At 65.1% G+C, this 20,864-nt stretch carries 23 protein-coding genes; 7 read left to right on the top strand and 16 right to left on the bottom strand.

Annotation, left to right across the window (positions count from 1 at the left end):
• Positions 1–62: 62 nt before the first annotated feature.
• Complete coding sequence (locus CH290_RS07560; protein WP_033188923.1) at positions 63–929, bottom strand: AraC family transcriptional regulator; 867 nt, start codon at positions 927–929, stop codon at positions 63–65.
• Between the two features lie 91 nt (positions 930–1,020).
• A complete protein-coding gene (locus CH290_RS07565; RefSeq protein WP_033188924.1) occupies positions 1,021–1,470 on the bottom strand; it encodes a MarR family winged helix-turn-helix transcriptional regulator in 450 nt (149 codons plus the stop codon).
• A 66-nt stretch (positions 1,471–1,536) separates the two neighbouring features.
• Here CH290_RS07565 and CH290_RS07570 point away from each other — a divergent pair, with 66 nt between their 5' ends.
• Positions 1,537–2,124, top strand: coding sequence for a hypothetical protein (locus CH290_RS07570; RefSeq protein ID WP_033188925.1), 588 nt, complete (start codon positions 1,537–1,539; stop codon positions 2,122–2,124).
• A 40-nt stretch (positions 2,125–2,164) separates the two neighbouring features.
• On the opposite strand, the gene CH290_RS07575 is transcribed toward CH290_RS07570, so the two are convergent.
• Positions 2,165–3,658, bottom strand: a complete 1,494-nt coding sequence (locus CH290_RS07575; protein ID WP_033188926.1) for an alpha/beta hydrolase — start codon at positions 3,656–3,658, stop codon at positions 2,165–2,167.
• A 16-nt stretch (positions 3,659–3,674) separates the two neighbouring features.
• The gene (locus tag CH290_RS07580) at positions 3,675–4,313 is read right to left on the bottom strand and encodes a hypothetical protein (protein WP_033188927.1); all 639 of its coding nucleotides are present in this window, start codon (positions 4,311–4,313) and stop codon (positions 3,675–3,677) included.
• A gap of 112 nt (positions 4,314–4,425) precedes the next feature.
• Here CH290_RS07580 and CH290_RS07585 point away from each other — a divergent pair, with 112 nt between their 5' ends.
• Positions 4,426–5,028 carry a TetR/AcrR family transcriptional regulator gene (locus CH290_RS07585; protein ID WP_033188928.1) on the top strand — a complete coding sequence of 201 codons (603 nt, stop codon included), beginning with the start codon at positions 4,426–4,428 and terminating at the stop codon, positions 5,026–5,028.
• 1 nt (position 5,029) lies between these two features.
• Here the strand turns inward: CH290_RS07585 and CH290_RS07590 are convergent, their stop codons facing one another.
• Genes CH290_RS07590 through CH290_RS07610 form a run of 5 tightly spaced genes read right to left on the bottom strand, consistent with a single transcriptional unit; the run spans position 5,030 to position 10,345 of the window.
• A complete protein-coding gene (locus CH290_RS07590; protein ID WP_033188929.1) occupies positions 5,030–6,457 on the bottom strand; it encodes an FAD-dependent monooxygenase in 1,428 nt (475 codons plus the stop codon).
• Positions 6,450–7,421: an arsenic resistance protein gene (locus CH290_RS07595; RefSeq protein ID WP_033188930.1), complete on the bottom strand. Its 972-nt coding sequence runs from the start codon at positions 7,419–7,421 to the stop codon at positions 6,450–6,452. The genes CH290_RS07590 and CH290_RS07595 overlap by 8 nt, the downstream gene beginning before the upstream one ends.
• 49 nt (positions 7,422–7,470) lie before the next feature.
• Positions 7,471–8,235 (bottom strand): ABC transporter ATP-binding protein, encoded by a 765-nt coding sequence (locus tag CH290_RS07600; RefSeq protein ID WP_020110559.1) that lies wholly within the window; start codon positions 8,233–8,235, stop codon positions 7,471–7,473.
• The gene (locus tag CH290_RS07605) at positions 8,232–9,272 is read right to left on the bottom strand and encodes a FecCD family ABC transporter permease (protein WP_495677186.1); all 1,041 of its coding nucleotides are present in this window, start codon (positions 9,270–9,272) and stop codon (positions 8,232–8,234) included. The genes CH290_RS07600 and CH290_RS07605 overlap by 4 nt, the downstream gene beginning before the upstream one ends.
• A gap of 11 nt (positions 9,273–9,283) precedes the next feature.
• Entirely contained in the window at positions 9,284–10,345 is a 1,062-nt protein-coding gene (locus CH290_RS07610) for an ABC transporter substrate-binding protein (RefSeq protein WP_033188931.1), read from the bottom strand.
• A 138-nt stretch (positions 10,346–10,483) separates the two neighbouring features.
• On the opposite strand from CH290_RS07610, the gene CH290_RS07615 reads away from it, so the two are divergent.
• Positions 10,484–11,749, top strand: coding sequence for an MFS transporter (locus CH290_RS07615; protein WP_230620932.1), 1,266 nt, complete (start codon positions 10,484–10,486; stop codon positions 11,747–11,749).
• A gap of 79 nt (positions 11,750–11,828) precedes the next feature.
• Here CH290_RS07615 and CH290_RS07620 read toward each other — a convergent pair whose 3' ends face one another.
• On the bottom strand, positions 11,829–12,134 hold the full coding sequence (locus CH290_RS07620) for a hypothetical protein (protein ID WP_033188933.1): 306 nt from the start codon (positions 12,132–12,134) through the stop codon (positions 11,829–11,831).
• A gap of 20 nt (positions 12,135–12,154) precedes the next feature.
• Here CH290_RS07620 and CH290_RS07625 point away from each other — a divergent pair, with 20 nt between their 5' ends.
• Positions 12,155–12,643, top strand: a complete 489-nt coding sequence (locus CH290_RS07625) for a DUF6226 family protein (protein WP_020110564.1) — start codon at positions 12,155–12,157, stop codon at positions 12,641–12,643.
• A gap of 4 nt (positions 12,644–12,647) precedes the next feature.
• On the opposite strand, the gene CH290_RS07630 is transcribed toward CH290_RS07625, so the two are convergent.
• Positions 12,648–13,199, bottom strand: a complete 552-nt coding sequence (locus tag CH290_RS07630) for a hypothetical protein (RefSeq protein WP_033188934.1) — start codon at positions 13,197–13,199, stop codon at positions 12,648–12,650.
• A 366-nt stretch (positions 13,200–13,565) separates the two neighbouring features.
• Here CH290_RS07630 and CH290_RS07640 point away from each other — a divergent pair, with 366 nt between their 5' ends.
• Positions 13,566–14,720 (top strand): DUF3089 domain-containing protein, encoded by a 1,155-nt coding sequence (locus CH290_RS07640; RefSeq protein ID WP_033188935.1) that lies wholly within the window; start codon positions 13,566–13,568, stop codon positions 14,718–14,720.
• On the opposite strand, the gene CH290_RS07645 is transcribed toward CH290_RS07640, so the two are convergent.
• Both CH290_RS07645 and CH290_RS07650 read right to left on the bottom strand, forming a co-directional pair.
• The gene (locus CH290_RS07645) at positions 14,717–15,490 is read right to left on the bottom strand and encodes a serine hydrolase (RefSeq protein ID WP_020110566.1); all 774 of its coding nucleotides are present in this window, start codon (positions 15,488–15,490) and stop codon (positions 14,717–14,719) included. The two genes, CH290_RS07640 and CH290_RS07645, sit on opposite strands and share 4 nt — an antisense overlap.
• 39 nt (positions 15,491–15,529) lie before the next feature.
• Positions 15,530–16,513 carry an ABC transporter substrate-binding protein gene (locus tag CH290_RS07650; protein ID WP_033188936.1) on the bottom strand — a complete coding sequence of 328 codons (984 nt, stop codon included), beginning with the start codon at positions 16,511–16,513 and terminating at the stop codon, positions 15,530–15,532.
• A gap of 106 nt (positions 16,514–16,619) precedes the next feature.
• On the opposite strand from CH290_RS07650, the gene CH290_RS07655 reads away from it, so the two are divergent.
• Positions 16,620–17,288, top strand: a complete 669-nt coding sequence (locus CH290_RS07655; RefSeq protein ID WP_230620933.1) for a glycoside hydrolase family 25 protein — start codon at positions 16,620–16,622, stop codon at positions 17,286–17,288.
• Here CH290_RS07655 and CH290_RS07660 read toward each other — a convergent pair.
• The 3 genes from CH290_RS07660 to CH290_RS07670 form a co-directional block, all read right to left on the bottom strand.
• Positions 17,272–17,856: a phage holin family protein gene (locus CH290_RS07660; protein WP_230620934.1), complete on the bottom strand. Its 585-nt coding sequence runs from the start codon at positions 17,854–17,856 to the stop codon at positions 17,272–17,274. The genes CH290_RS07655 and CH290_RS07660 overlap by 17 nt on opposite strands.
• Before the next feature lie 30 nt (positions 17,857–17,886).
• The gene (locus CH290_RS07665) at positions 17,887–19,149 is read right to left on the bottom strand and encodes a hypothetical protein (protein WP_230620935.1); all 1,263 of its coding nucleotides are present in this window, start codon (positions 19,147–19,149) and stop codon (positions 17,887–17,889) included.
• A gap of 87 nt (positions 19,150–19,236) precedes the next feature.
• Positions 19,237–20,256, bottom strand: a complete 1,020-nt coding sequence (locus CH290_RS07670) for an ABC transporter substrate-binding protein (RefSeq protein WP_033188939.1) — start codon at positions 20,254–20,256, stop codon at positions 19,237–19,239.
• A gap of 112 nt (positions 20,257–20,368) precedes the next feature.
• On the opposite strand from CH290_RS07670, the gene CH290_RS07675 reads away from it, so the two are divergent.
• On the top strand, positions 20,369–20,833 hold the full coding sequence (locus tag CH290_RS07675; RefSeq protein WP_020110572.1) for an SRPBCC domain-containing protein: 465 nt from the start codon (positions 20,369–20,371) through the stop codon (positions 20,831–20,833).
• Positions 20,834–20,864: the final 31 nt, after the last annotated feature.

The raw sequence follows: 20,864 nt of genomic DNA on the forward strand, positions 1-20,864 counted from the left end.
CTTTCCGGCATACGGAGGTGGCCGGCGGCGCCCCGGTACCCAGCTTCGCGCCACTCCGGTACTCAGCGTCGCTCGACGGGGATCCAGAGCTCGCCGGTTCCCGAAGTCCAGTCGGCGCTCTTCTCGGTGACGGTCAGCAGTTCCGGCCCCGGGACCACTTGGTAGGGGTTGGAAGGGAACCATTCGCTGAACGCGTCGGCCCAGAGTTGTTGCAGTGCAGACTGAAAGTTCTCCGATGCCTGCGCCTCGAACACCACCCACTTCGACGGCGCCACCGGGAGCGAGTCCCACTCCGGATGGTGCGTCGTCGACGCCACCGCGAAGTAGTAATCGAACAGGCTCCCGTCTTCTCGCTCCGGCTCGAATCCGTCACTGACGAAGAGGATCTCGGGTAACTCCGGGACGTCGGCGACCGCTGTGAGCGCCTGCCCGGTTCCAGGTTCAAGGCTCTGGTGGAACTCCGTCATCGCGGTGTTCTCGCCTTGATACTTCAAGGGGATTCGCGTTTTTCTACCGACGACGTGGAACTCCGGCAGGTCGACTATTCGGTATCGCATGGTGCTCCGTCCTTCGATGGTCAGGTGAAATGTCACCGCTTGCTGCGAACGAAGGACTGCACCCGGCCTGCGTGCCGCCGATGGCGTCAGGCCGTTCATCTGGCGGAACGCCCGAGTGAAGGCGTCCGACGACGAGTATCCGTACTTGGAGGCGACGTCGAGAACCCCGACGCCGTCGAGAATTTCCGCCGTTGCCAACGTCATTCGACGCGCTCGGATGTAGTGCGACAGCGACATGCCTGCCAGCGCCGAGAAGACGCGTCGGAAGTGGTACTCCGAGGTGAGCGTGATCCGCGCGAGTTCCGTCGCGTCGATCTCACCCGCCAAGTTGTCCTCGATGTAGCCGAGGGCATCGTTCCACCGACCCAGCATGCCGTCCCTGCCTTCCTTCGTTCTGACCGAAACGATAGGAGCGCACCCGGCGCGGATTCTCGACTTTCCGTGCCGCGAACTGTCGGTGATGCTACCAATGCCAGGCGTTACCGCCGACGTTCTCGACGGTCTGCTGCAGCACGCGAATGGTCGTCGCGAAGTCCTCCGGGCTGATCCCCTGCATCCGTTCGGCGTGCAGGTCGCGTTGAAGGTCCGCGGCGTCGCGGAACTTCTCGGCGCCCGCGTCGGTGAACGTCAGCCTGGAGTCTGTTTGCGTCACCCACCCCTTGTGCGTTGCGGAGTCGATGGCGTCGACGATCGCCTGCGGGGTGTCGTTGTGGCCGATCAGCTCGATGGTCGCATCACGATCGACGCCTCCCGGGTGCAACGAAAGTTGGTGAAGAAGCCACCATTCGGGTTGTGCCACATCGATGTCGCGGAGCGCGCCCTGGGTCCGGGTGCGGATCGCTTCACCTGCGCGGACGGTCCAGAATCCTATGGGTTGCTTTTCCGGCGGTTGCATGTCTCGTGTCGTGTTCATGTACTCGACGGTAGAAGCTCGAGTGCACTCGAGGTCAAACGCTGCGTCAGGATGCATACTCGTGAGATGGCAGACGAGTTCACGTGGTCGCAGTTCTCGTCGATCGTGCTGATCTTCGTCGGTGTGCCGACCGTGATCGGCGGATGCGCGGCATGGTCAGCGCTGTGGTCGGAGAGGGCACGGTTCGCCGGGCAGACGGGTAGCGGACGAGTGGGAGTGTGGGGCACCGGTTGGATTGCGTTCGTCGGTGGGTTCGTGGCGTGCGCCGGATGGCTGAGCTGGTCGGCCGACTACAGGGGAGAGGTCCGAGGGCCCGGATTGCCCGCGCCGAACCAGTTTCTGACGTGGCAGGTAGTAGCCTGCGGCGCAACGGTTGTCGGAGTGTGTTTCGGCGCAGCACGGCTATCCAGGTGGGTCCGTGCCGGCGGGTTGGCCGCTGCACTGGGCACCGCAGGGGGATTCACGACTGCATTTGCGGTCAGCGCGAGCACCGATTCGACAGGGCAGGCGGGCGTGGGAGTGTTGCTGTCCCAGGTCGGCTGGCTTGCGGCGCTGGTGGTTCTGATGCTGGTTCGCGCGAAGATACTGACGCGCAATTCACGTACGCACCAAGGACCTACGCGTCGCACCGGTACCAGTGGGTGCGACGCGTAGGTCGGGTCCGTGAACCGCGCGTGGGGATTCGTAGCCCGAGTCAGCAGCTGACGTCGTCGTTCGGCATGACTCCGTCGACCAGGTAGTCGGTGATGACGTCCTGGGCGCACTGGTTCTGCCCGAGAGCGTAGACGCCGTGACCGCTTCCGTCGGCGGTGAGGAGTCGCGAGCGGTCGCCGAACATCTCGTTGATCCGTTCGCCGTTGCCGAGCGGTGTCACCGGGTCGCGTCGGTGCTGTGCGACGAGGATGTTCGTCGGGCCGTCGGCCTCCACGGGCACGGGTGGTTCGGTGTGCTCGAGCTGCCAGTACGCGCACGGCATGATGTTCGCGGCTGCGGCGCCGAACAGCGGGTTCTTCTCGCGGTCTTCTTCGATTGCCTGCTTGTAGACCTCCGGGTCACGGGGCCATTCGACGTCGTTGCAGGTGACCGCCAGGAAGACCGACCAGGTGTTGTCGAATGCGGACGCCCCGTGTCCGACGGGTGGGCCCTCGGAGGGGAGTGTGTCCAGCGCAGCCCTCCATGTCTGTGCCGTCGCGTCGTAGGAGGCCGGGTTGTACAGCGCCACGAACATTCCGAGCCGGAAGCTGCGGCCGTCGAGTCCCTCGACCGGTTCGCGATCCAGCTTGTCGGCGATGGTGAAGTACGTCTGCCGTACTTCTTCCGGCGTACTGCCCAATCGGTACTGCTCGTTGCGCTCCGCCGCCCACTTCGCGAAATCGGGGAAGGTGTCCTCCATGCCTTCGGAGTAACTACGCATACCGTCGCGGTCGAGGTGGGTGTCACCGATATTGCTGTCCAACACTATTCGGTCGGTCTTGTCCGGGAACAACGATGCGTACGCACCTCCGAGTGCGGATCCGTAGGAGTACCCGAGGAAATTGCCCTTCTCGTCTCCGAGTGCTTGACGGATGCTGTCGAGGTCGCGTGCCATGTTGGCCGTCGTCACGTGCTTCATACGGCCGTCGTCGCCCTCGGCGCAGTTCTCCGCGACGCGCCTCGCTACGGTGTTCTGCTCGTCGAATGCGCTGTCGTCGTACGCATACGGTGGAACAGCTCCTCGGTACTGGATGTCGTCGGTGATTCCGCAGTTGATGGGCGACGAGTGTCCGATTCCGCGTGTGTCGATGCCGATGAGGTCGTAAGTGTCCAGTGTCTCCTGCGGTATTCCGCGTTCGACGAGGAACGTGGGTTGGTCCAGTCCGGTGCCGCCGGGGCCGCCGGGATTGAGCATGAGCGAGCCGCGCCGCTCGTCGGGGTTCGTCGACGCGAGCTTGGAGATGGTGAGGTCGATTCGTTCGCCGTCCGGGTCGTCGTAGTCGAGCGGTACCGGCACTGTGGCGCACTGCAATCCGGTGCTGTCGACGTCATCGGGGCAGGCCGTCCACGTGATCGGTTGGTTGTGTGCGGTCCAGTCGTATGCGGCCGTGGCGGGAGGTGGGTGCGCGTCCGTGTCCGGGGTGGAGGATGCCGAACAACCGGCGATCACCGTTCCGGACACCGCGAGGATCAATGCTGGGCGAATCACTTTCATGGTGTTTCCTTTCGGTTCAGTTGGCCGCTGCGTCGAGCAGCCAGTGGTAGCGCAGGCGAAGGCCGCGCTCGATGCTGGCGACGGCGGTGGCAAGGGTGAGCGTGATGTTCAGCCACACCGGCAAGCTGACGGGTGAGGTGAAGACTCCGAGGGAATCGGCGATGGGCGGCGCCTTCGACAATGCGTCAGCGAGCTGCAGAAGCAGCAGCACGACACCGACGATCAGCATCGTTGCCGATACCGCCCCGATGGCGCGGCTGGCGATCGGGTGGTGGCGGTCGAGGCGTGCCCGACGCCCCTCTGCCGACGCGGGGTCCGGCACGAGCTGATGCTCGGTACCGTCGTCGGCGATGAAGTGGCAGCGTTTGAGGCCGAAGCCGCTCATCGCGACGTCGATGATGCCGCCGTCGACGGTGAACGCCGCAGGTAGTTTCGATTCTGCGAGGTGGCGCCCGTCCCGGTAGAGGTCTGCCTTGACGTCTCCCGAGCTCTGGTTCTGCCAGTGCCTGACGTCGATCGCGTACTCCGTGTTCTCGCGCTTCAGGTAGAACAGCGCGCGGCCGGGCAGTTGCCACCAGCGAAATCGCTGTAGTGCGCGTCCGTCGCCCACTCGCACCCGGCGGGTGGCCCTGTGCTGTTTCCATTCGTCGAACACTGCTCTTCCTTTCCTGGTAGAAGCACTAGCACGCTGTACTGTCGTAAGCGATGAGCCGACACTAGCACACTGTGCTAGCACGGCGTGCTAGTCAAGTGGAAAGAGGGACACGATGGCAGAGGTGCTCGATACGCGAGCGAAGATCATCATCGCGGCGTGCGAGATGATCGGCGAGGATCAGGCGTCGACGCTGAGCGTGCGCTCGGTGGCCGCGCGCGCCGGAGTGAGCATGGGGTCGCTGCGGCACCACTTCCCGACGCAGCGCGCGCTGCGCGATGCTGTTCTCGAGACCATCTACGACGTGGTGACGACGGACGACCAGGTCATTCACGACGAGACGGTGCCGGCGCGGGACCGTCTGGTGCAGTGCCTGCGTCTGATTCTGAGTCCGCTCGTCGGCGACAAGGCACGGGAGGCGTGGTTGAACTTCATGGCATCGTTCGTGGAACCCGAACCCACCGATCGGCTTCGGGCCTCGTACGCGGCGATCACCGACGAGGGCAGGCGCAGGGTCGAACACTGGCTGGGCGTCCTGGGCAAGGAGGGAGCCCGCGCCGACGGCGACCTGGGTCAGCAGGCAACGTTCCTCAACACCGTCGTCACCGGCCTGTCGCTGGATCGGGCGATGCCCATCGACCATTCGGTTCTGCACACCGAAACCGCCACACTGTATTTCGCGGTGGACGCGGTGCTGACGCCCGCCTCCGGCGGGTGAGTCAGCCGGGGAGAGTTCCCCCGAACCAGGCCGTCAGTGCGGCGGACAATCCGTCGTCGGTGCCCTCTCCCACCCAGGCGACGTAACCGTCCGGCCGCACGAGTACGGCTGTCGGCGCCGGAATTTCGCCGATCACGGGCAGTTCCCATGGCCCGTCGCATCGCGCGCGCACTCCGTTCACCGACGGCCCGGAAAATTCGAGCAGTACCGGCGCGGCAGAGTGCAGCAACTCGAACACCCTGGTCGGCCCGGTATCGGTGACGAGGTCCAGGTCCGGCATGCGCCGCCCCAGAAGCGGATGTCCGACGCCCATCTCGTAGGTCACGTCGAGCCCGGAGATCAACGCTGCCATACGATTTCCCGCATCGCCGACGACTATCTCGTCGAGCAGATCCTTCATTGCCTCGTGCCGCGGGTCGGCTTTCTGGAAGAGCGATTGCGCCATCGTGTATTTCAATGCTCGTGCGCCGGCGGGGTGCCGTTCGGAATGGTAGGTGTCCAGCAGTGCGTCGCTGCTGATGCCTCGCACTACCTGCGCCAGCTTCCACCCGAGATTCACGGCGTCCTGCAGTCCGAGACCGATGCCCTGGCCTCCCGTCGGCGAGTGCACGTGTGCGGCATCGCCGGCGAGCAGGATTCGACCTTTCCGGTACGACGCCGCCTGGCGCGTGGCGTCGGTGAATCGGGACAGCCAGGTGGGTGAGTGAACGCCGAAATCGGTGCCGAACACCTCCACGAGACCGCGCCGGAGATCGTCGAGCGAGGGCTCGGTGCCTCGCTGTAGCTCCTTCTCGGTCAGTACCACTCTCACCGTGCCGTCGCCCATGGCGTGCAGGCCGTGAACACCGCGTTCGTCGATTTTCCCGGCAGTGGGAAGTTCTTCGGTGACGGATACGTCGGCGATCAGGCTGCTGCGGGTGGCGTCGGGTCCGACGAAGTCGATTCCGGACTCCCGACGTACGACGCTCCGGCCTCCATCGGCGCCGACGACGTACTGCGCGTCCAGTCTCTCGCCTGAATCGAGAACGACTGCAGCGTTGTCGACGGCTGAACAGTCGACCGAGGTGACCTCGCTGGCCCGTCTGATGGTCACGCCGAGTTCGAGGGCGTGTTCCAGCAGTAAACGCTCGATGTGATTCTGGAACAGCGCAAGGGTGTACGGGTGGCGGGTGGGTAGCTGTCCGATGTCCAGCCGCGTGCCGGCGAACGACGCCACCTGTACGGTAGTGCCCTCGTCGAGGAACCGTTGGGCTATCCCTCGCTGATCGAGTAGTTCGATTGTGCGGGAGTGTATTCCGCCGCCTCGGGAACCCGCGAGCTCCTGGGACGAGCGTCGATCCAGGAGGAGGGCGTCCACCCCGGCCGATTTCAGTTCGGCGGCGAGCATCAACCCCGTCGGACCGCTGCCGACGATCACCACGTCATACACGACGACCTCGCTTTCGGGAGGGTACGAGTAGCGGGACGAGTCGAACGTACGCCACCATGCCGACCAACTCCACCAACGTCTGCGTCACCACGACCACCGCGGCTACCGACAGAGAATCCGGCAGAGCGAGCGCCAACGGCAGCACGACGAGCGAGTTACGGGTAGCGCCGGAGAAGACCAGCGCACGCGTCGCCGGTACGTCCTGACGGGCGATCCGTCCGGCGGCCAGACCGACGAAAGCCATGACCACGAGAAACGCGATGAATACGGCTACCGCGGAGGCCAGTTCCGTTCCGCGGCCACGAACGGAATCGATCTGCGACGCGACCACCACCAGCAAGGTGGCCATCATCAAGGGAACCATCGCTGCCGCCGCGACGTCCATGATTCTCCGGCCGATCGTGTGCCGGCGCGCCACCGCCTGTGTCACAGCCGCCGATCCGAGAGGAACGACGACGAGGAGGAAGAATGCCTCGGCGAACGGCGTCACATCGATGGCGGACACCACATCGGAGCCGACGAAAATCCACAGATACAGTGGCAGAAAAGCGATTTGAAGAAGCATCAACAGCGGAGCCGCGGCAAGCAGACGCTGTGACGCGGCTCCCGCCAGTCCACTGAACACGATGACGTAGTCGATGCAGGGCGCCAGCAGCACCAGCAGAATTCCGACGAGAATTGCCTCGTTGCCGGACACGGGCCGCGTCAGAGCGAACACCACGATCGGCACCGCCACGAAGTTCAAGAGCACCGCGGCGGCGAGAAACCGAGTGTCCTTCAGCGCCTTTCCGATCGAGGCGAACGGGACTGCGAGGAACGTCGCGTACAACAGCACGATCAGGACCGGGTTGATGGCGTGTTCGAACACCGGCGCCGACTCCGGTGACGCCGACCCCACCACGGCTCCGACCGTCAAAGCAGCCAGATACAAGGGAATCTGGTGCCTCTCGAGCCAGGTGTGCATACTCGTCACAGTAGTGGGCCGCGTCGTGTTCCGGGGTTCGGCTCGGGGCCTATCGGTAGTCGAAACGGATGAACACCGTGTCGTTCGGCCCGTGGGTGCTCACGTGGGCTCGCACCTGATACACCTCCCAGATCAGATCCTCGGTCAGTACCGCAGCCGGGGTGCCCGCAGCGACCACTCTGCCCTGCGACAGCACCACCATGTGGGTGCAGAACATCGCTGCGAGGTTGAGATCGTGCAACGCAACGACGCTGGTGATGGGCAGCCGGGAGACGAGGGACAGTAGTTCGAGCTGGTGATGGATGTCGAGGTGATTGGTCGGTTCGTCGAGCAGAAGCTCGCGCGGTTCCTGGGCGAGGGCGCGCGCGATCTGCGCCCGCTGTCGCTCGCCACCGGACAGTTGGTGCCACAACCGGTGCGCCTTGTCGGTCAACCCGGTGTGTTTCAACGCAGCGTCGACTGCCTTCTGGTCCGCCGACGCATTACCGCCGAATGCGCCACGGTGCGGGATGCGGCCGAGCCGGACGACGTCTGCGACGGTGATGTCGAAATCCGTGTCGGCGTGCTGACTCACCACGGCAACGGCTTTCGCGATGTCGCGTCGACGCATGCCGGCCAGTTCCGCGTCGTCGAGCGTGACGACGCCGGACGTCGGCTTGACGGCGCCGTTCATCAGTTGCAGCAGTGACGATTTGCCGGATCCGTTGGGGCCGAGCAGTCCGACGGTATCGCCGGACGCCGGTGTCAGAGTCACCCCGTCGACGACGAGAGCACCACCGCGCTGCCACCGCACGTCGGACGCTGCGAGTGTCATGCGGACTTCTTCCGTCTGGCCAGGATGGCGATGAATGCAGGAACTCCCACCAGCGCCGTGCCGACGCCGACGGGCAGAGGCGTCGGCGCGAAGGCGACGCGGGAGACGGCGTCGACCCAGACCATGAACACCGCGCCCATCAGCGCGGTCACGGGGATCAGCCGGTTGTGTCGTGATCCGATGAGAAACCGTGCGGCGTGCGGCAGTACGAGGCCGACGAAGCCGATGGCGCCTGCGACGCTGACGAGCGTCGCGGTGATGAGCGCGGTGACGACGAGCAGTGCGGTACGCGCCGCGCGGACGTTGATGCCGAGGGATGACGCCACTTCGTTGCCGAAGCTGAAGGCGTCGAGGACGAAGGCGTAGTAGAAGCAGAGGGCGACGCCAACGGCGACCACCGCGACGCACAGGATCACGTCGTCCCAGCGAACGCCCTCGAGTGATCCGAGCAGCCAGAACATGACTCCGCGGGTCTCGTCGGAGTCGGCGAACGCGAAGATCACGAGCGAAGTCAACGCCGAGAAGAGTTGTGTGCTGGCCACACCCGCGAGAATGACCCGGTCGTTGTTTCCGCCCGACAGGTGGGCGAGCAGAAGGACGAGCCCGAACGCGACGAGGGCACCGACGAACGCGCCACCGGACAGGCCCAGTGCGGCACCACCGATTCCGAGGATGCCGACGACGACAGCTCCTGTCGAGGCTCCCGAGCTGATGCCGAGCACGAACGGGTCCGCCAGCGGGTTTCGCAGCAGCGACTGCATGATGACACCGCAGATGCCCAGGCCGCTCCCGCATGCGGCGGCGACGAGGCTGCGAGGCAGTCGTTCTTCCCAGACGATCGCGTTCTTGGACACCTTCACCGGTATGTCGGTCAGACCCAGATGATTGGTGACGACGTCGCGGACGTTGACCAGCGACACACTCGCAGGCCCCAGCGTCATCGCGACGGCGACCGATGCCACGAGCAGGACGAGGCCGCCCGCCAGAACGGCGGGCAGACCCAGCCCGCGACGTACTGCGGGCGCCGTGGTGTTCAGGACTGTGGTGTTCAGGATTGCGGGCCCATCTCACGCAGGCCCGCGGCGACTTTCTCGACACCGTCGACGAGCCTGATGGACGGGTTCATCTCGGCTCCGTGGAGAGAGATGTAGCGCTTGTCCTGTACGGCCTGCATGGTGTTGGTGACCGGGTCCGATTCCAGGAACGCGATCTTGTCGGCGAGGAGGTCGCCGGGGAAGCGCGCACGAAGCAGATCGCCGAGCACGAGCACGGACGGGCTGCGGTCGACCATCGTCTCCCAACCGACGGCCGGCCAGTCGTCGTCCAGGTCGGAGTAGACGTTGGTGGCGCCGACCGTCGTCGCGATCAGGTTGGCGGAGCCGAGTCCGCCGGCGACGTAGGGACTCTTGGTGTCGGCGAACCAGAACGCCATGGTCTCACCGGTCTCGGCCAGTTCGGCGGTCGCGGCGGTCATGCGGTCCTGCAGTTCGGTGACCAGGGCGGCGCCGCGGTCCTGCACGTCGAAGATCTCGGCGAGCTCAGTGATCTCCTGGTAGAGCGCGTCGACTGTCAACGGGTTGGTTCTGGTGTTGCCGCCGTTGATGCTGAGGCCGTTGTCGCAGTCCGTCGGCGACAGGTAGGTCTGGGCGCCGGTCTCGGCGAAGCGGGCACGCTCGGCGACGCCGCCTTCCTTGAAGTGACGGCCGAACGACGCGGTGACGAAGTCGGGGTCGGCGTCGAGCACCACCTCGTAGGTGGGTGCGTTGTCGGCGAGACGGGGCACGTCGGAGTTCGCCGCTTCGAGGTTCTCTCGCACCGGGTCGGTCCACGATGCGGTGCCGACCATGCGGTCCTGCAGCCCGAGAGACAGCAGGATCTCGGTCGAATTCTGATCCAACGACACCACACGCTGCGGGGGAGCGTCGACGGTGACGGACTCGCCGCAGTTGTCGAGGACGAGTGGGTAAGCCGTGTCGCCGTTGCCGCCGACGGCATCGGAATCGGTCACGGCCTCGGACTCACCGCACGCGGTGAGAAGTCCAGCGACGACGGCCATGGCGCCGACGCGCCTGAGCAATGCACTCACGATGAACACTTTCTGAGACGGCACAATGCGTGAGTGAACACGGCATGTCTGCGCGATCCACTCGCGCAGAACGTACGAGGCGACGAACGCGGATAGGCTAACCTATGCCGATCCCCGAAGTCATATCGTGGTCGGACTACTGAACGAGCGGGGGGATTGATCGTGGCGGCGGGCGTCGACGGCCGACATTCGAGATGGCGCTGGTCGTTCATCACCGAGTTGACGCGGGCAACCCCGACGATCCGGCTTCTCGTGCTGACCCAGTTGACGTTCAACATCGGGTTCTTCATGGTGCTGCCGTACCTGTCGGTGCACTTGACGTCCGACCTGGGGCTCGGTGCGGCGGTGGTCGGTGTGGTCCTCGGCGTCCGCACGTTCTCGCAGCAGGGACTGTTCTTCATCGGCGGCACTCTCGCCGATCGATGGGGTATCAAGCCGGTCGTCCTCGTCGGATGCGGCATCCGGGTGCTCGGATTCCTCGGCATGGCGGTAGCAGGTTCTCTGGCCGGTGTGGTCGCGGCGACGGTGGCCATCGGCTTCGCAGCCGCATTGTTCTCCCCTGCCGTCGAATCCGCGATCGCCATCGAGGCGGGCAGAAGCGAGCGCGACGGCGGGCCCAGCCGGGTCGAGACGTTCGCGCTGCTGTCGGTGTGCAATCAGATCGGCTCGTTCACCGGCCCGCTGATCGGATCGGTACTGCTGGTCGTCGACTTCCGTGTTGCCTGCACGGTCGCTGCCGTGATCTTCGTCGGCGTCATCGGAGCACATCTTAGATGGCTGCCGAACGAACCGGGCGAGCACCGAGGCGAGTCGTGGCTCTCCGGGTGGAACGACGTGGTGCGCAACAAGACTTTCGTGTTGTTCGCGGTCGCGATGAGCAGCCAACTGGTGGCATACAACCAGCTGTATCTGCTGCTGCCCCTGGAGGTCGAACGGGCGTGGGGATCGCAGGCAGTGCTGGGGTGGTTCTTCGCGATCTCCGCGGTGTTCGTGGTGTCCTCGCAGATGGGCATCACCCGCATGGTCGGCGCACGATCACCCCGGGTCACGTTGCCGGCCGGATTGGCAGTCATGGCACTGTCGTTCGTGGTCGTGGCACTGACGACTCCCCTCGGGCTCAGCGGGTTCGTCGGCCTGCTCCCGGCGGCAGGTTTCGTTGCCCTGCTCGCACTCGGGCAGATGATCGCCATGCCGCAGGCCCGTGACATCGTCCCGCGTTTGGCCGGTGAGCGCAGGCTGGGTGCCTACTACGGCTTCATGGCATCCCTCGGAGGCATCGGTGTTCTGATCGGTTCGGTCGCCATCGGGGCTGTCATCGACGCCGCTCCATCGACGGGGTGGGGTTCGAGCACGCCGTGGCTCGTGGCCGCCGTCTTCCCCCTCGCCAGCGTCCTCGGTATCCGCTTCGTGCTGAGGATCCTCCCTTGAGGGCTCGGGGCCGGGCCTGAAGCTCCATTGTTAGGTGCTGGCGGGCAGATCCGGGCATATGAGGCCACAGAATGGAGCGTCAGGCACCCCTGGTGAGCCGGAATCCGAATCTGTACGCGATGATCCCCGCGACAGCCCCGAGCGCCGCACCCATCAGAGGGGCGAACCAGACGGCCCGTCGCAGGAACAGCCCCGATCGAACCTGGAACGAGATGTCCTGCGAGGTCTCGGAGGCGTGGCTCATCTGCACTCCCCGCAGCGGTTCGTACACACCGTTGTACTCGACCTCGGAGGCGAAGTATGCCTGCTGAACGAACTCGAGAACCGCAGGGAGAAGACCGACAACAGCACCGGTGAGGCTCAGCAGCAGCACGAGTGAACGCACGGTGCGTATCGTAACGAGTCGTGTCGGACGAGGCGTACGGACGGGTGACCAATCCAGAGCGGTTCGCGCCGCTGGTGACTGCAGCGAAAGAATTTGCGGACGATGTGGCGACACGGTTCGACGTCGATGTCACTCGTGTGGCCGGTGACCCGGGTTCGCAGGTGGTCGAGGCCGTTCACTTCGTACCAGCGCAGGACGACCAGGCGCCGTTGATCGTCTCCTTCACGTCGTTTCCCGGAGTGCTTCTCGATGTGGGTGCATCACAGCGAATCGCGTTGCCCGCGTGCGGGTGCGATGCGTGCGAAGAGGATGTCGAGAATCTGATCGGCCACCTGAACAGGTACCTCTCCGCTCTCGTCTCGGGGCAGTTTTACGAGCGCATTGTCGATTCGATGGTCGAGCACGTGTGGGAAGGCGGTAATTGGCGCAATTCGGGTCGTGGCCCGATTCCCGAGTTACGTGTCGCGATGCCCGAGGATGGGCGATGGAAGCGGTGGTCTCCGAAGTGACCGGTCAGAAGTCCTGCTCGAATCGGTACCAGTCTCCGTCGAAGTCGTAGAACTCGATGGCCTCGTCGTACTGTGGCCGCCCCGGCGCCGGGGGACCGTCGGGGAGGTAGCCGAATCCGATGGAGCCGCCCAGTCCGCTGTCGACGAAGACAAGGCACCCCGTCCCCAGTGGGCGGACGGCCACCACGGTGTAGACGCCGATTCGTTGACCCCCGGATGCGGAACGGCATTGCGAGACAGTCTCCGTCAGCGCGTCCTCGGATACTGCGAATGCAACGGTCCGGGGCAGCGACAACGCCACTGCGCCGACGGTGAGTAGTACGAGAACGGGTGCGACGACACTCCACCCCCGTGCCCGGTACTTGGACCAGCCGATGAGGGCGAAGGCCGACCACAGCACTGCGAACACCACGAGTGGGACCACCGCGAGACCGAGGAACAGGCCATTGGGACTGGGAGGCGTGAAGGCCCACAGAACGAGGCCACACCCGAGCGCTACCAGCACCGTGATGACGGCGGACGCCCAGTTCCACCGTGTCCGATCGGGTGCAGTCATGGTCGCCGACCCTACTTGATTCCACTCCGCGCGAAGCCTGCGATGAAATATCGCTGGAACAGGAGAAACACCACGGCCATCGGGACGACATTGACGAGCGCGAAGGCCATGGTCGCGCCGTAGTCGCTGTTGGCCTGACCTTGTAGGTAGAGCAGACTGATCGGCAGAGTGAAACAACTCGTTCTCGCGCAGCGCGATCAACGGCCATGCGAAATCGTTCCACGACTACAGCAAGCCTGCCGTAGGTAATCGACACCGACCGTTGTCGAACCTGCGGGGGAGAAACGGACCGGACCTCTCGAAATTTCGCGTGCGCGGGGCGGGTGTGAAGTACCGTCGTGGTTCGGGGCGACAGCAGGGGGATCGATGAGACGTGTGATTGCGGCGGTGTTCGTCGGAGCACTGGTGTTCGTGGCACCGGCTGCAGCGCAGCCACTTCCACCGGCTGCAGTGCAGCCACTTCCACCGCCTGCGCCCACGTCGTGGTTGTGCAGTCCGGATTTTCCTGCTGATCCGTGTGATTTGCCTTCCGACACCACGGACCTCGCAACCGGTGAGGTGACGCCTGCGTCGCAGATTCCCGATGCGGAGAAGCCCGTGGACTGCTTCTACGTCTATCCGACCGTCAGTGACCAACTCGCGCTGAACGCGGACATGACGGCTCAGCCGGAGGTGCAGTCGATCGCGAGCTATCAGGCGTCGCGGTTCGGGGGCCAGTGTCGAGTGTTCGCGCCGATCTATCGGCAGATGACGCTGACCCCCGGTTTACCGGCGGGTCTGCTCGGAGCCCCGGTCGGTCTGACCGGGTACGCCGATGTGCTCGCAGCGTGGGACGACTATCTCGCGCACGAGAACAACGGCCGAGGCGTCGTGTTGATCGGGCATTCGCAGGGCACGATGATTCTGCGGAAGCTGATGCAGGAACGGATCGATCCCGACCCCGTGTTACGCGAACAGCTGGTTGGAGCGTTCTTGCTCGGCGGTAACGTCCTGACGTCTCGTGGAAGTACCGTCGGTGGAGACTTCCAGAACATCCCGCTGTGCACCGAGCGCGGCCAGTCCGGCTGTGTCGTGGCGTATTCCGTTGCGAGTGCCGATCCGCTGGTGTCGCTTTTCGGCAATTCGTCGTTCGATCTGCTTTCGCGTGCAGTCGAGCTTCGGACGGGGCCGGAGTATCAGGTGGCGTGCACCGATCCGGCGCCGCTGAGCGGAATCACCGGCCCGGTGGGCATCACAGTGCCGAGCGCGCCGTACAGCCCGAGCCTGATGTCGTTCCTTCTCGACTACTCATGGTTCCCCGGCGGCGAGCCGACGTCGGCATCGACGTGGACCACCAGCGCACAGCGCGCCGTCGGCTCATGCACCAGCGTGAACGGTTACGAGCTGTACAAGTTCGTCCTGTCACCGGGGCAGCAGGTCAACGAACTACCCGCATTCAGCAGCCATCTCGTGGACATGAATCTGGGATACGGCAGGCTCGTCTCGATCGCGCGTCAACAGATCGAGACGTACACACGCTAGGGCCCGAACATTTCGAGGAACTGCTCCAGGGTGGGTACTGCGGGAGGTGCTACGACTCCCGGGGACAGGTCGATGCCGCCGAGGGCGCCGAGGACGTCGTCGGTCTGTGCTGCGGCCGAGCCGTAAGTGTTGGCCGCGACCGAGAAACCGTCACCGATGGATGCGGAGGCGACGACGCTGGATGCGTCGTCGGCCCAGCCCCATTTGGTTCCGGTCACGTCGGCGAGCTCGCCTGTGCCCCAGTCCTGCTGGGTGCCGTCGGTGGCGACGGGGCTCGACGAGTTCATCCATCCCAGGATCGGGCTCGCCGGGTCGGTTCTTTTCTTCGCTTCCAGGAAGCGGACGGTATCCGCGGTGCTGGTGTAGGAACTACCCCAGAAACCTCCGCGGGAGGTCGACGGCAATCCGAATTCGGCGGCGGTGGCGTCGATCGCGTTCGGGTACTTGGAGTCTAGTGCGGACGCGGCGCCGTCGTCGCTGGATTGGATCATCCGTGCCGCGAGATCGCGGTCGCCGGCCGACCCGTCTCCGTGGCGTAGTGCGTAGTCCGCCAGGTACAGCTTGACCGTGGACAAGCCCGGTCGGGCGTCGTTCTCGTTGGCGGTTCCCACGCGCAGACCGCTGGGCGAATGCTCGAAGGAGATCGAGGTCCGAGCGGGTACGTCGGCGAAGTTCTCGGGACCGGGGAGCGCCGACGCCGGTGCCGCGGCTGCGAGTGCGCATGCGACGGCGGCGAGGGGTGCGAGGGACAGGTGTCGTAGCGACGGCATGCAGGGTGTTACCCCGTTGTGGAACCGGTCAATCCGGACTCAGCGAAGCGCGTCCGCGATGCGGGGGACCAGGGTGTCGATGGCGTAGGGAATGGACAGCACCGAGTTGTAGGTGATCGCGCCACGCTGATCGAGGGTGGCGGGAATGATGGCACCGTTGCGACCGGCTGTGGTGTTGGCGAACGCACGGTTCTCGGCGACGATGTCGAAGTTCTCGTCGGGTCCGAGAACGAGCATGACGTCGGCGTCGAGCATGTTCGTGTTCTCGGCCGAGAATTCGACGTAGAACGTGTCACCGGTGTCGCCGTCGAGCACGGGCTGCGGCGTCGCGAAACCGAGGGAGGTGAGGAACTGGCCACGTCCGTCACCGGGGAGGAAGCCTGCGTACACGCCGCTGTAGGACATGACGGCGACTCCGGTCTTGCCTGCGAACTCGGGATGCGCGGCTACGGTGTCGGCGAGTAGGGCGTCGGTCTCCTCGTTGAGCCGCACCCCCTCGTCCTTCATGCCCATTGCGGTGGCGATGGTCTCGGTCGCAGCGGCGCGAGGGACCGCGTACGCCGCAGTGCCAACCGGCCGCGCGACGGTGGGTGCGATCTCGCTGAGCTTGTTGTAGGTCGCCTCGTCGAACCCGGCGTTGAGGCCGAGAATCAGGTCGGGTGCGAGCTCGGCGATCTGCTCGAGATTGGGTTCCGAGTCCGACTCTATGCGGGTGAGTTCGGCGTCGCCGACTTGTTCCTGGGCCCACGGGCCGAGCCCGGTTTCGTAGAACGCGAAACCACTGTTTCCGACGGGAACCTGGCCGAGGGCGAGTACGACGTCGGCGTCGGAGACCCCGAGGGTGACGATGCGTTCCGGCGTCGAGGGCACTTCGGTGCTCCCGAAGACGTGCTCGATCGTCACGGGGAACTCGCCGGTGGGGGCGGTGGAGGTCGTCTCGCCTTCCGAGCTGGAACACCCTGTCAGGGCGCCTGCGAGCAGTACCGCGCCGACTATCGCTGCACCGATTCTCATCGAACTCATCCACCCGATCCGTGATTCCGCTTGTTTGGTCAGGGAACCCTAACTCAGCTTCGGGTGAGGGCGAGCTCGAGGGTCTGTGTCGTAGGTGTGTGGCACCGTGGTCGGTGTGACACTGTTCGGTATCGACGTCAGCAATCATCAGGGCAACTTCGATTTCGCCGCGGCCAAGGCCGAAGGGTTCGTGTTCGCGACGCACAAAGTCACCGAGGGGGCCGGGTATCGCGACCCGTTCTGGCCGCGGGCCGCTGCGGAGATGGCGACGCATTTTCCCGGGCGGTGGGGCGGGTACGTGTTCTGTCGAACGAACACCGACCCGGCGGCCGAAGCGGAGACGCTGCGCAATCACGCTGGCGGCGTTGATTTTCCGTTGCAAGTGGATTACGAGGACACAACGAACGGCGGGTCGGTGGACGATCTTCTCCGGCGGTTCGACGCCTACCGCGCGGTGGGGTTCCAGCAGTTCCTTCCGGTGTATCTTCCGCGCTGGTTCTGGGAAACGCGAATGGGCAGTGCGCCTCTGGACCGATTACCGGTAGGGGTCTGGAACAGCGATTACGTCTCCGGGCGTGACTTCGCCTCCCGGTTGTATCCCGGGGACAACTGGGCGCCGGCGCGCGGCGCCGGCAGGTTCGGTGGCTGGGCGGACATGGGAGGCAAGCCCGTGCAGATCCTGCAGTTCTCCGAGAGTGCCTCGGTGGCCGGTCAATTCATCGACGCCAATGCTTTTCGGGGCGACGACGCGGCGCTGGCGGAGCTGTTCAGAACACCTGCGTGAACTGGTACCACTCACCGTCGTAGTGGGAGTACTCGATGTCCGGCCGTCCGGCATAGTGCGTGTACGAGTTCGGGATTCCCAGCGGGAGGTAGGCCAGGCCCACGCCGTCGACTCGGCCACCGCCGCGTAGGTACAGCATGCAGCCGCCCTGCCCTGTCGCGTCTGAATCGACCGGCATCGTGTGCCAGACGCGGTACAGGCCGACCCGTCGTTCGGCGGTGTCGACGTCGGGGCACTCCTCAGCGGTCGCCGTCAGCGCGCCCTCGGACACGGCGAAGGCGAACGACGACGGTAGGGACAACGCCACGAGGACGGCGGTGACCAGTGCGAACACCGGTGCGATTGCCGTCAGCCGTAGCCTCCGATACTTCACCCACCCGATCAGGCCCAGTAGCAGCCACATCGCGGCCACGGCGAGCGCGGCATCCTGCGCGATTGCGAAGTACAGGTAGTTACGTTCGGGCGGTACGTACGCCCACAGCACGAGCAGACACACGAGAGCGGCGAGTACCGCCACCACGATCGTCAGTCCAACCCACCACGGCGCCCCCCTGGGCCTGTCGGTCATCCACGACACTGTGCCACGTCGGCGCCGAGTTCACGCGCGTTTCGGCCGGGGCACCGTGATGGAGGCGATGAGGGCCGCGTTGGCGGGGTCGTCCCAGGCGCTGGGGGTGATGCTTCGTACCTGCCCATCGGCCACGCCTCGGTTCAGGTCGATCCGCGTCGTCGTTCCCGCCTCGAAGTCGAGCTTCAGCAACTCGTCGGTTTCGTGTACCTGCCATTCGATTCCGTGCGGGCCAAAGGCGCGATCTGCTCGGGAGAACGTCATGTCGGGCCGATCCTGCTCTGCGACATCGACTGTGCGTCGGTGGTGCTCGTCGAGGACCTGGACCTTCGTGCTCGGCCAAGTTCGGATCACCCCGTGTCGACGGTTGTGCATCATGTGCGATCCGGACGCGTCGATCAGATAGAGGGACCCGTCGACCATGGCCGAGGCCCAGGCGCCCGAGGTTGCGTACCGGTCGATGGTCACGGAGTTCTCGTCGACGACAGTGCATCGGTGGACATCGTGTTCGGACGTGATCCAACACCCGCCGGGGACGGCGTGGAGGCGTCGGGTCCAGCGGTCGTCGGTGGGTTCGATGGTGAGCGGCAACAGAAACCGGGTGATCGCGGGAACGGCGCCTGCTGCCTCGACACGCAACAGGACGGGGTCCGACGCATGCATGACCCAGACGTCGCTGCCGTCGGCTGAAACGGCTCCCGCGGCGAAAGGCGTTGGTGGTGAGAGCATATCGAGATCGAGTTCGACGAGGATTCCTGTCGTCTGCACGTGGCCGTTCTCGATGGGCTCGCGCTCCCACCAAGGATCACCCGTGGGGACGGCGTCGATCTCGTCGAGGCGCTCGGTTCCGTCGACTCCGCGCCAGCCGTTGTCGATTTTCTCGACTTGCTTGTGCACGAGGTGCATTCGCTCGATTCGGCCGTGCACCCGAGCGGGTCGGTCGATCGCCCGGTCGTCGAGGACCGCGCTGAGTATCCCGTCGAGCATCACCGAACCGTTCGTGGGGCGATCCGCCCACCACTGCCCGCTCCAGCCGTCGCCGTGGACGAGGTGCAACCACCGGAGTTCTCCGTCCCGCCCTCGGGGACAGGCTCCGAAGGCGGGACGGGCTGTGGCTCTGCGTTTGTCGGCGAGCACCGAGCGGACGGGGCCCGCCGAGTGATGCTCGAGGGCGACGTCGACCACGTCGCCCACCGATGCACGTGGGAACGACCCGTCTTGGATGACCCAGCCTGCGACGAATATACGCAGAGCCTTCGGTCGTTCGGCGGGCTCCACTCCTGGCTTGCTCATGTCAGTCCCGACGCACTAGGGGAACCGTGCGGCGAAGCGTCACGGGCGTCGGGTCACCGTGCGTGTAACCGTACACCCGCGGCTGCGTCAGCTACCGGCGACTTCCGTTGCGTCGGCCAGACCGTCGACGAGGGTCGGGAGGAAGAAGGGGATGGACAGAGCCGTCGGCCCGATCGCGGAACCGGCCTCCTGGCCGACGAATCCGGCGACGGCGCCCTTCGCGACGGCCGGAATCTGCCGCGACACGTCCGAGGTCAGGAACTCCTGCAAGGCCTGGTCGGTGTCGACCTGGGTGAACACGACGTCCGCGTCGATCTTCGAGATGTTCTCCGCCGAGACGGTGGTGGAGAACGGCGATTCACCGTTCGAGAGGGACGTCACCGATTCGGGCGTGGTGAATCCGAGATTCTCGAGCAGTTCGACGCGAGGATCCGTCGGCAGGAGCAGGTAGTAGACGTCTGCTGCCTCGGACACGTAGGCGATGGATCGACCGTCGAATTCGGGGTGCTGATCGCCGGCGTCGGTGACCTGTCGATCGAGGTCGGCGACGAGGTCGCGGGCTTCGTCGGCGCGGCCGAGGACGTCCCCGGTGGTGGTGATGACGTCACGCCACGGCGTCGACCACAGTTCTTCGGGCGGTGCGACGACGGGGATGCCTGCCGCGGTCACTGCGTCGAATTCGGCTTGGGTGAGTCCGGAGTGCGGTGCCATCAGCACGTCCGGGTCGGTGGCGAGGAGTTGTTCGACGGGGAGTTCGTACGCGGAGTTGTCGAGTAGTACCGGGGTCTGTCCGCCGAGGTCCTCGATGGCGTCGGACACCCACGGGTACATCAGGTCGTCGCCTCCGCCGTATTCGGCCGACGGGATGGCGACGGGTACGACGCCGAGGGCGAGGACGGCGTCGGTGGTGCCGAATCCCCACGTCGCGACGCGTTCCGGTAGTGCATCGACTGTTGTCTCGCCGTACATGTGGTCGACGGTGACCGGGAACGAACCTTCGGCTGCGGGTGTCGCGGCGTTGTCGTCCGCGGTGTCGGAGGTGCTGCACCCGGCCAGTGCGAGGGATGCGATCGCAGCGACGGTGACTGCGGTGATGTGAAGCTTCATGAGGATCCTGTACGTCGAACAATGCGGACCTTCAGGTTAGCCTTCGCTTACTCAGAGCCGTCGATCGGCCGGGGAACGTTTAGGCGGCCTCATCGTCGGGCACCGTAGTTGTATGAGCGACACAACGAAGGTCACCGTAGAACGCACCATCGAAGCTCCCGTCGACGCGGTGTTCGATGTGCTCTCCAATCCCGAGCGGCATCAGAAGATCGATGCTTCCGGCTTCATCCGCGGGGTGGATCATGCGGATCGCATCCAGAAGGTCGGTGAGGTGTTCACGATGAACATGGCCGGCGATCACATGGGCGGCGAGTACCAGACCGACAATCACGTCACCGGCTACGCCAAGGACAAGCTGCTCGCATGGACCACCGCGCCTGCGGGCACCGAGCCTCCCGGGTGGGAGTGGCTGTGGGAGTTGGAGTCTCAGGGTCCCAACGAGACGCTGGTGCGTCACACGTACGACTGGTCGAAGGTGACGGACAAGAAGCTTCTCGAGAAGGTGAAGTTCCCGTTGGTCACGGAAGATCAGTTGAACAGCACCCTGTCCCTGCTGGACGCGGAAGCGACAACCTGATCGGCGTCAGCCTGACGTAGCTACCGACTCT

The sequence above is a fragment of the Rhodococcus sp. 06-156-4 genome, assembly GCF_002259345.1.
GTDB lineage: Bacteria > Actinomycetota > Actinomycetes > Mycobacteriales > Mycobacteriaceae > Rhodococcoides > Rhodococcoides fascians_E.

Excerpts from the sequence above, each read along its gene's own strand:
- CH290_RS07670 (WP_033188939.1), bottom strand. The coding sequence starts at position 20,256 with ATGAAGCTTCACATCACCGCAGTCACCGTCGCTGCGATCGCATCCCTC.
- CH290_RS07560 (WP_033188923.1), bottom strand. The coding sequence starts at position 929 with ATGCTGGGTCGGTGGAACGATGCCCTCGGCTACATCGAGGACAACTTG.
- CH290_RS07650 (WP_033188936.1), bottom strand. The coding sequence starts at position 16,513 with ATGAGTTCGATGAGAATCGGTGCAGCGATAGTCGGCGCGGTACTGCTC.
- CH290_RS07570 (WP_033188925.1), top strand. The coding sequence starts at position 1,537 with ATGGCAGACGAGTTCACGTGGTCGCAGTTCTCGTCGATCGTGCTGATC.
- CH290_RS07675 (WP_020110572.1), top strand. The coding sequence starts at position 20,369 with ATGAGCGACACAACGAAGGTCACCGTAGAACGCACCATCGAAGCTCCC.
- CH290_RS07565 (WP_033188924.1), bottom strand. The coding sequence starts at position 1,470 with ATGAACACGACACGAGACATGCAACCGCCGGAAAAGCAACCCATAGGA.
- CH290_RS07595 (WP_033188930.1), bottom strand. The coding sequence starts at position 7,421 with ATGCACACCTGGCTCGAGAGGCACCAGATTCCCTTGTATCTGGCTGCT.
- CH290_RS07665 (WP_230620935.1), bottom strand. The coding sequence starts at position 19,149 with ATGAGCAAGCCAGGAGTGGAGCCCGCCGAACGACCGAAGGCTCTGCGT.
- CH290_RS07630 (WP_033188934.1), bottom strand. The coding sequence starts at position 13,199 with ATGACTGCACCCGATCGGACACGGTGGAACTGGGCGTCCGCCGTCATC.
- CH290_RS07640 (WP_033188935.1), top strand. The coding sequence starts at position 13,566 with ATGAGACGTGTGATTGCGGCGGTGTTCGTCGGAGCACTGGTGTTCGTG.
- CH290_RS07660 (WP_230620934.1), bottom strand. The coding sequence starts at position 17,856 with ATGACCGACAGGCCCAGGGGGGCGCCGTGGTGGGTTGGACTGACGATC.
- CH290_RS07600 (WP_020110559.1), bottom strand. The coding sequence starts at position 8,235 with ATGACACTCGCAGCGTCCGACGTGCGGTGGCAGCGCGGTGGTGCTCTC.
- CH290_RS07645 (WP_020110566.1), bottom strand. The coding sequence starts at position 15,490 with ATGCCGTCGCTACGACACCTGTCCCTCGCACCCCTCGCCGCCGTCGCA.
- CH290_RS07585 (WP_033188928.1), top strand. The coding sequence starts at position 4,426 with ATGGCAGAGGTGCTCGATACGCGAGCGAAGATCATCATCGCGGCGTGC.
- CH290_RS07575 (WP_033188926.1), bottom strand. The coding sequence starts at position 3,658 with ATGAAAGTGATTCGCCCAGCATTGATCCTCGCGGTGTCCGGAACGGTG.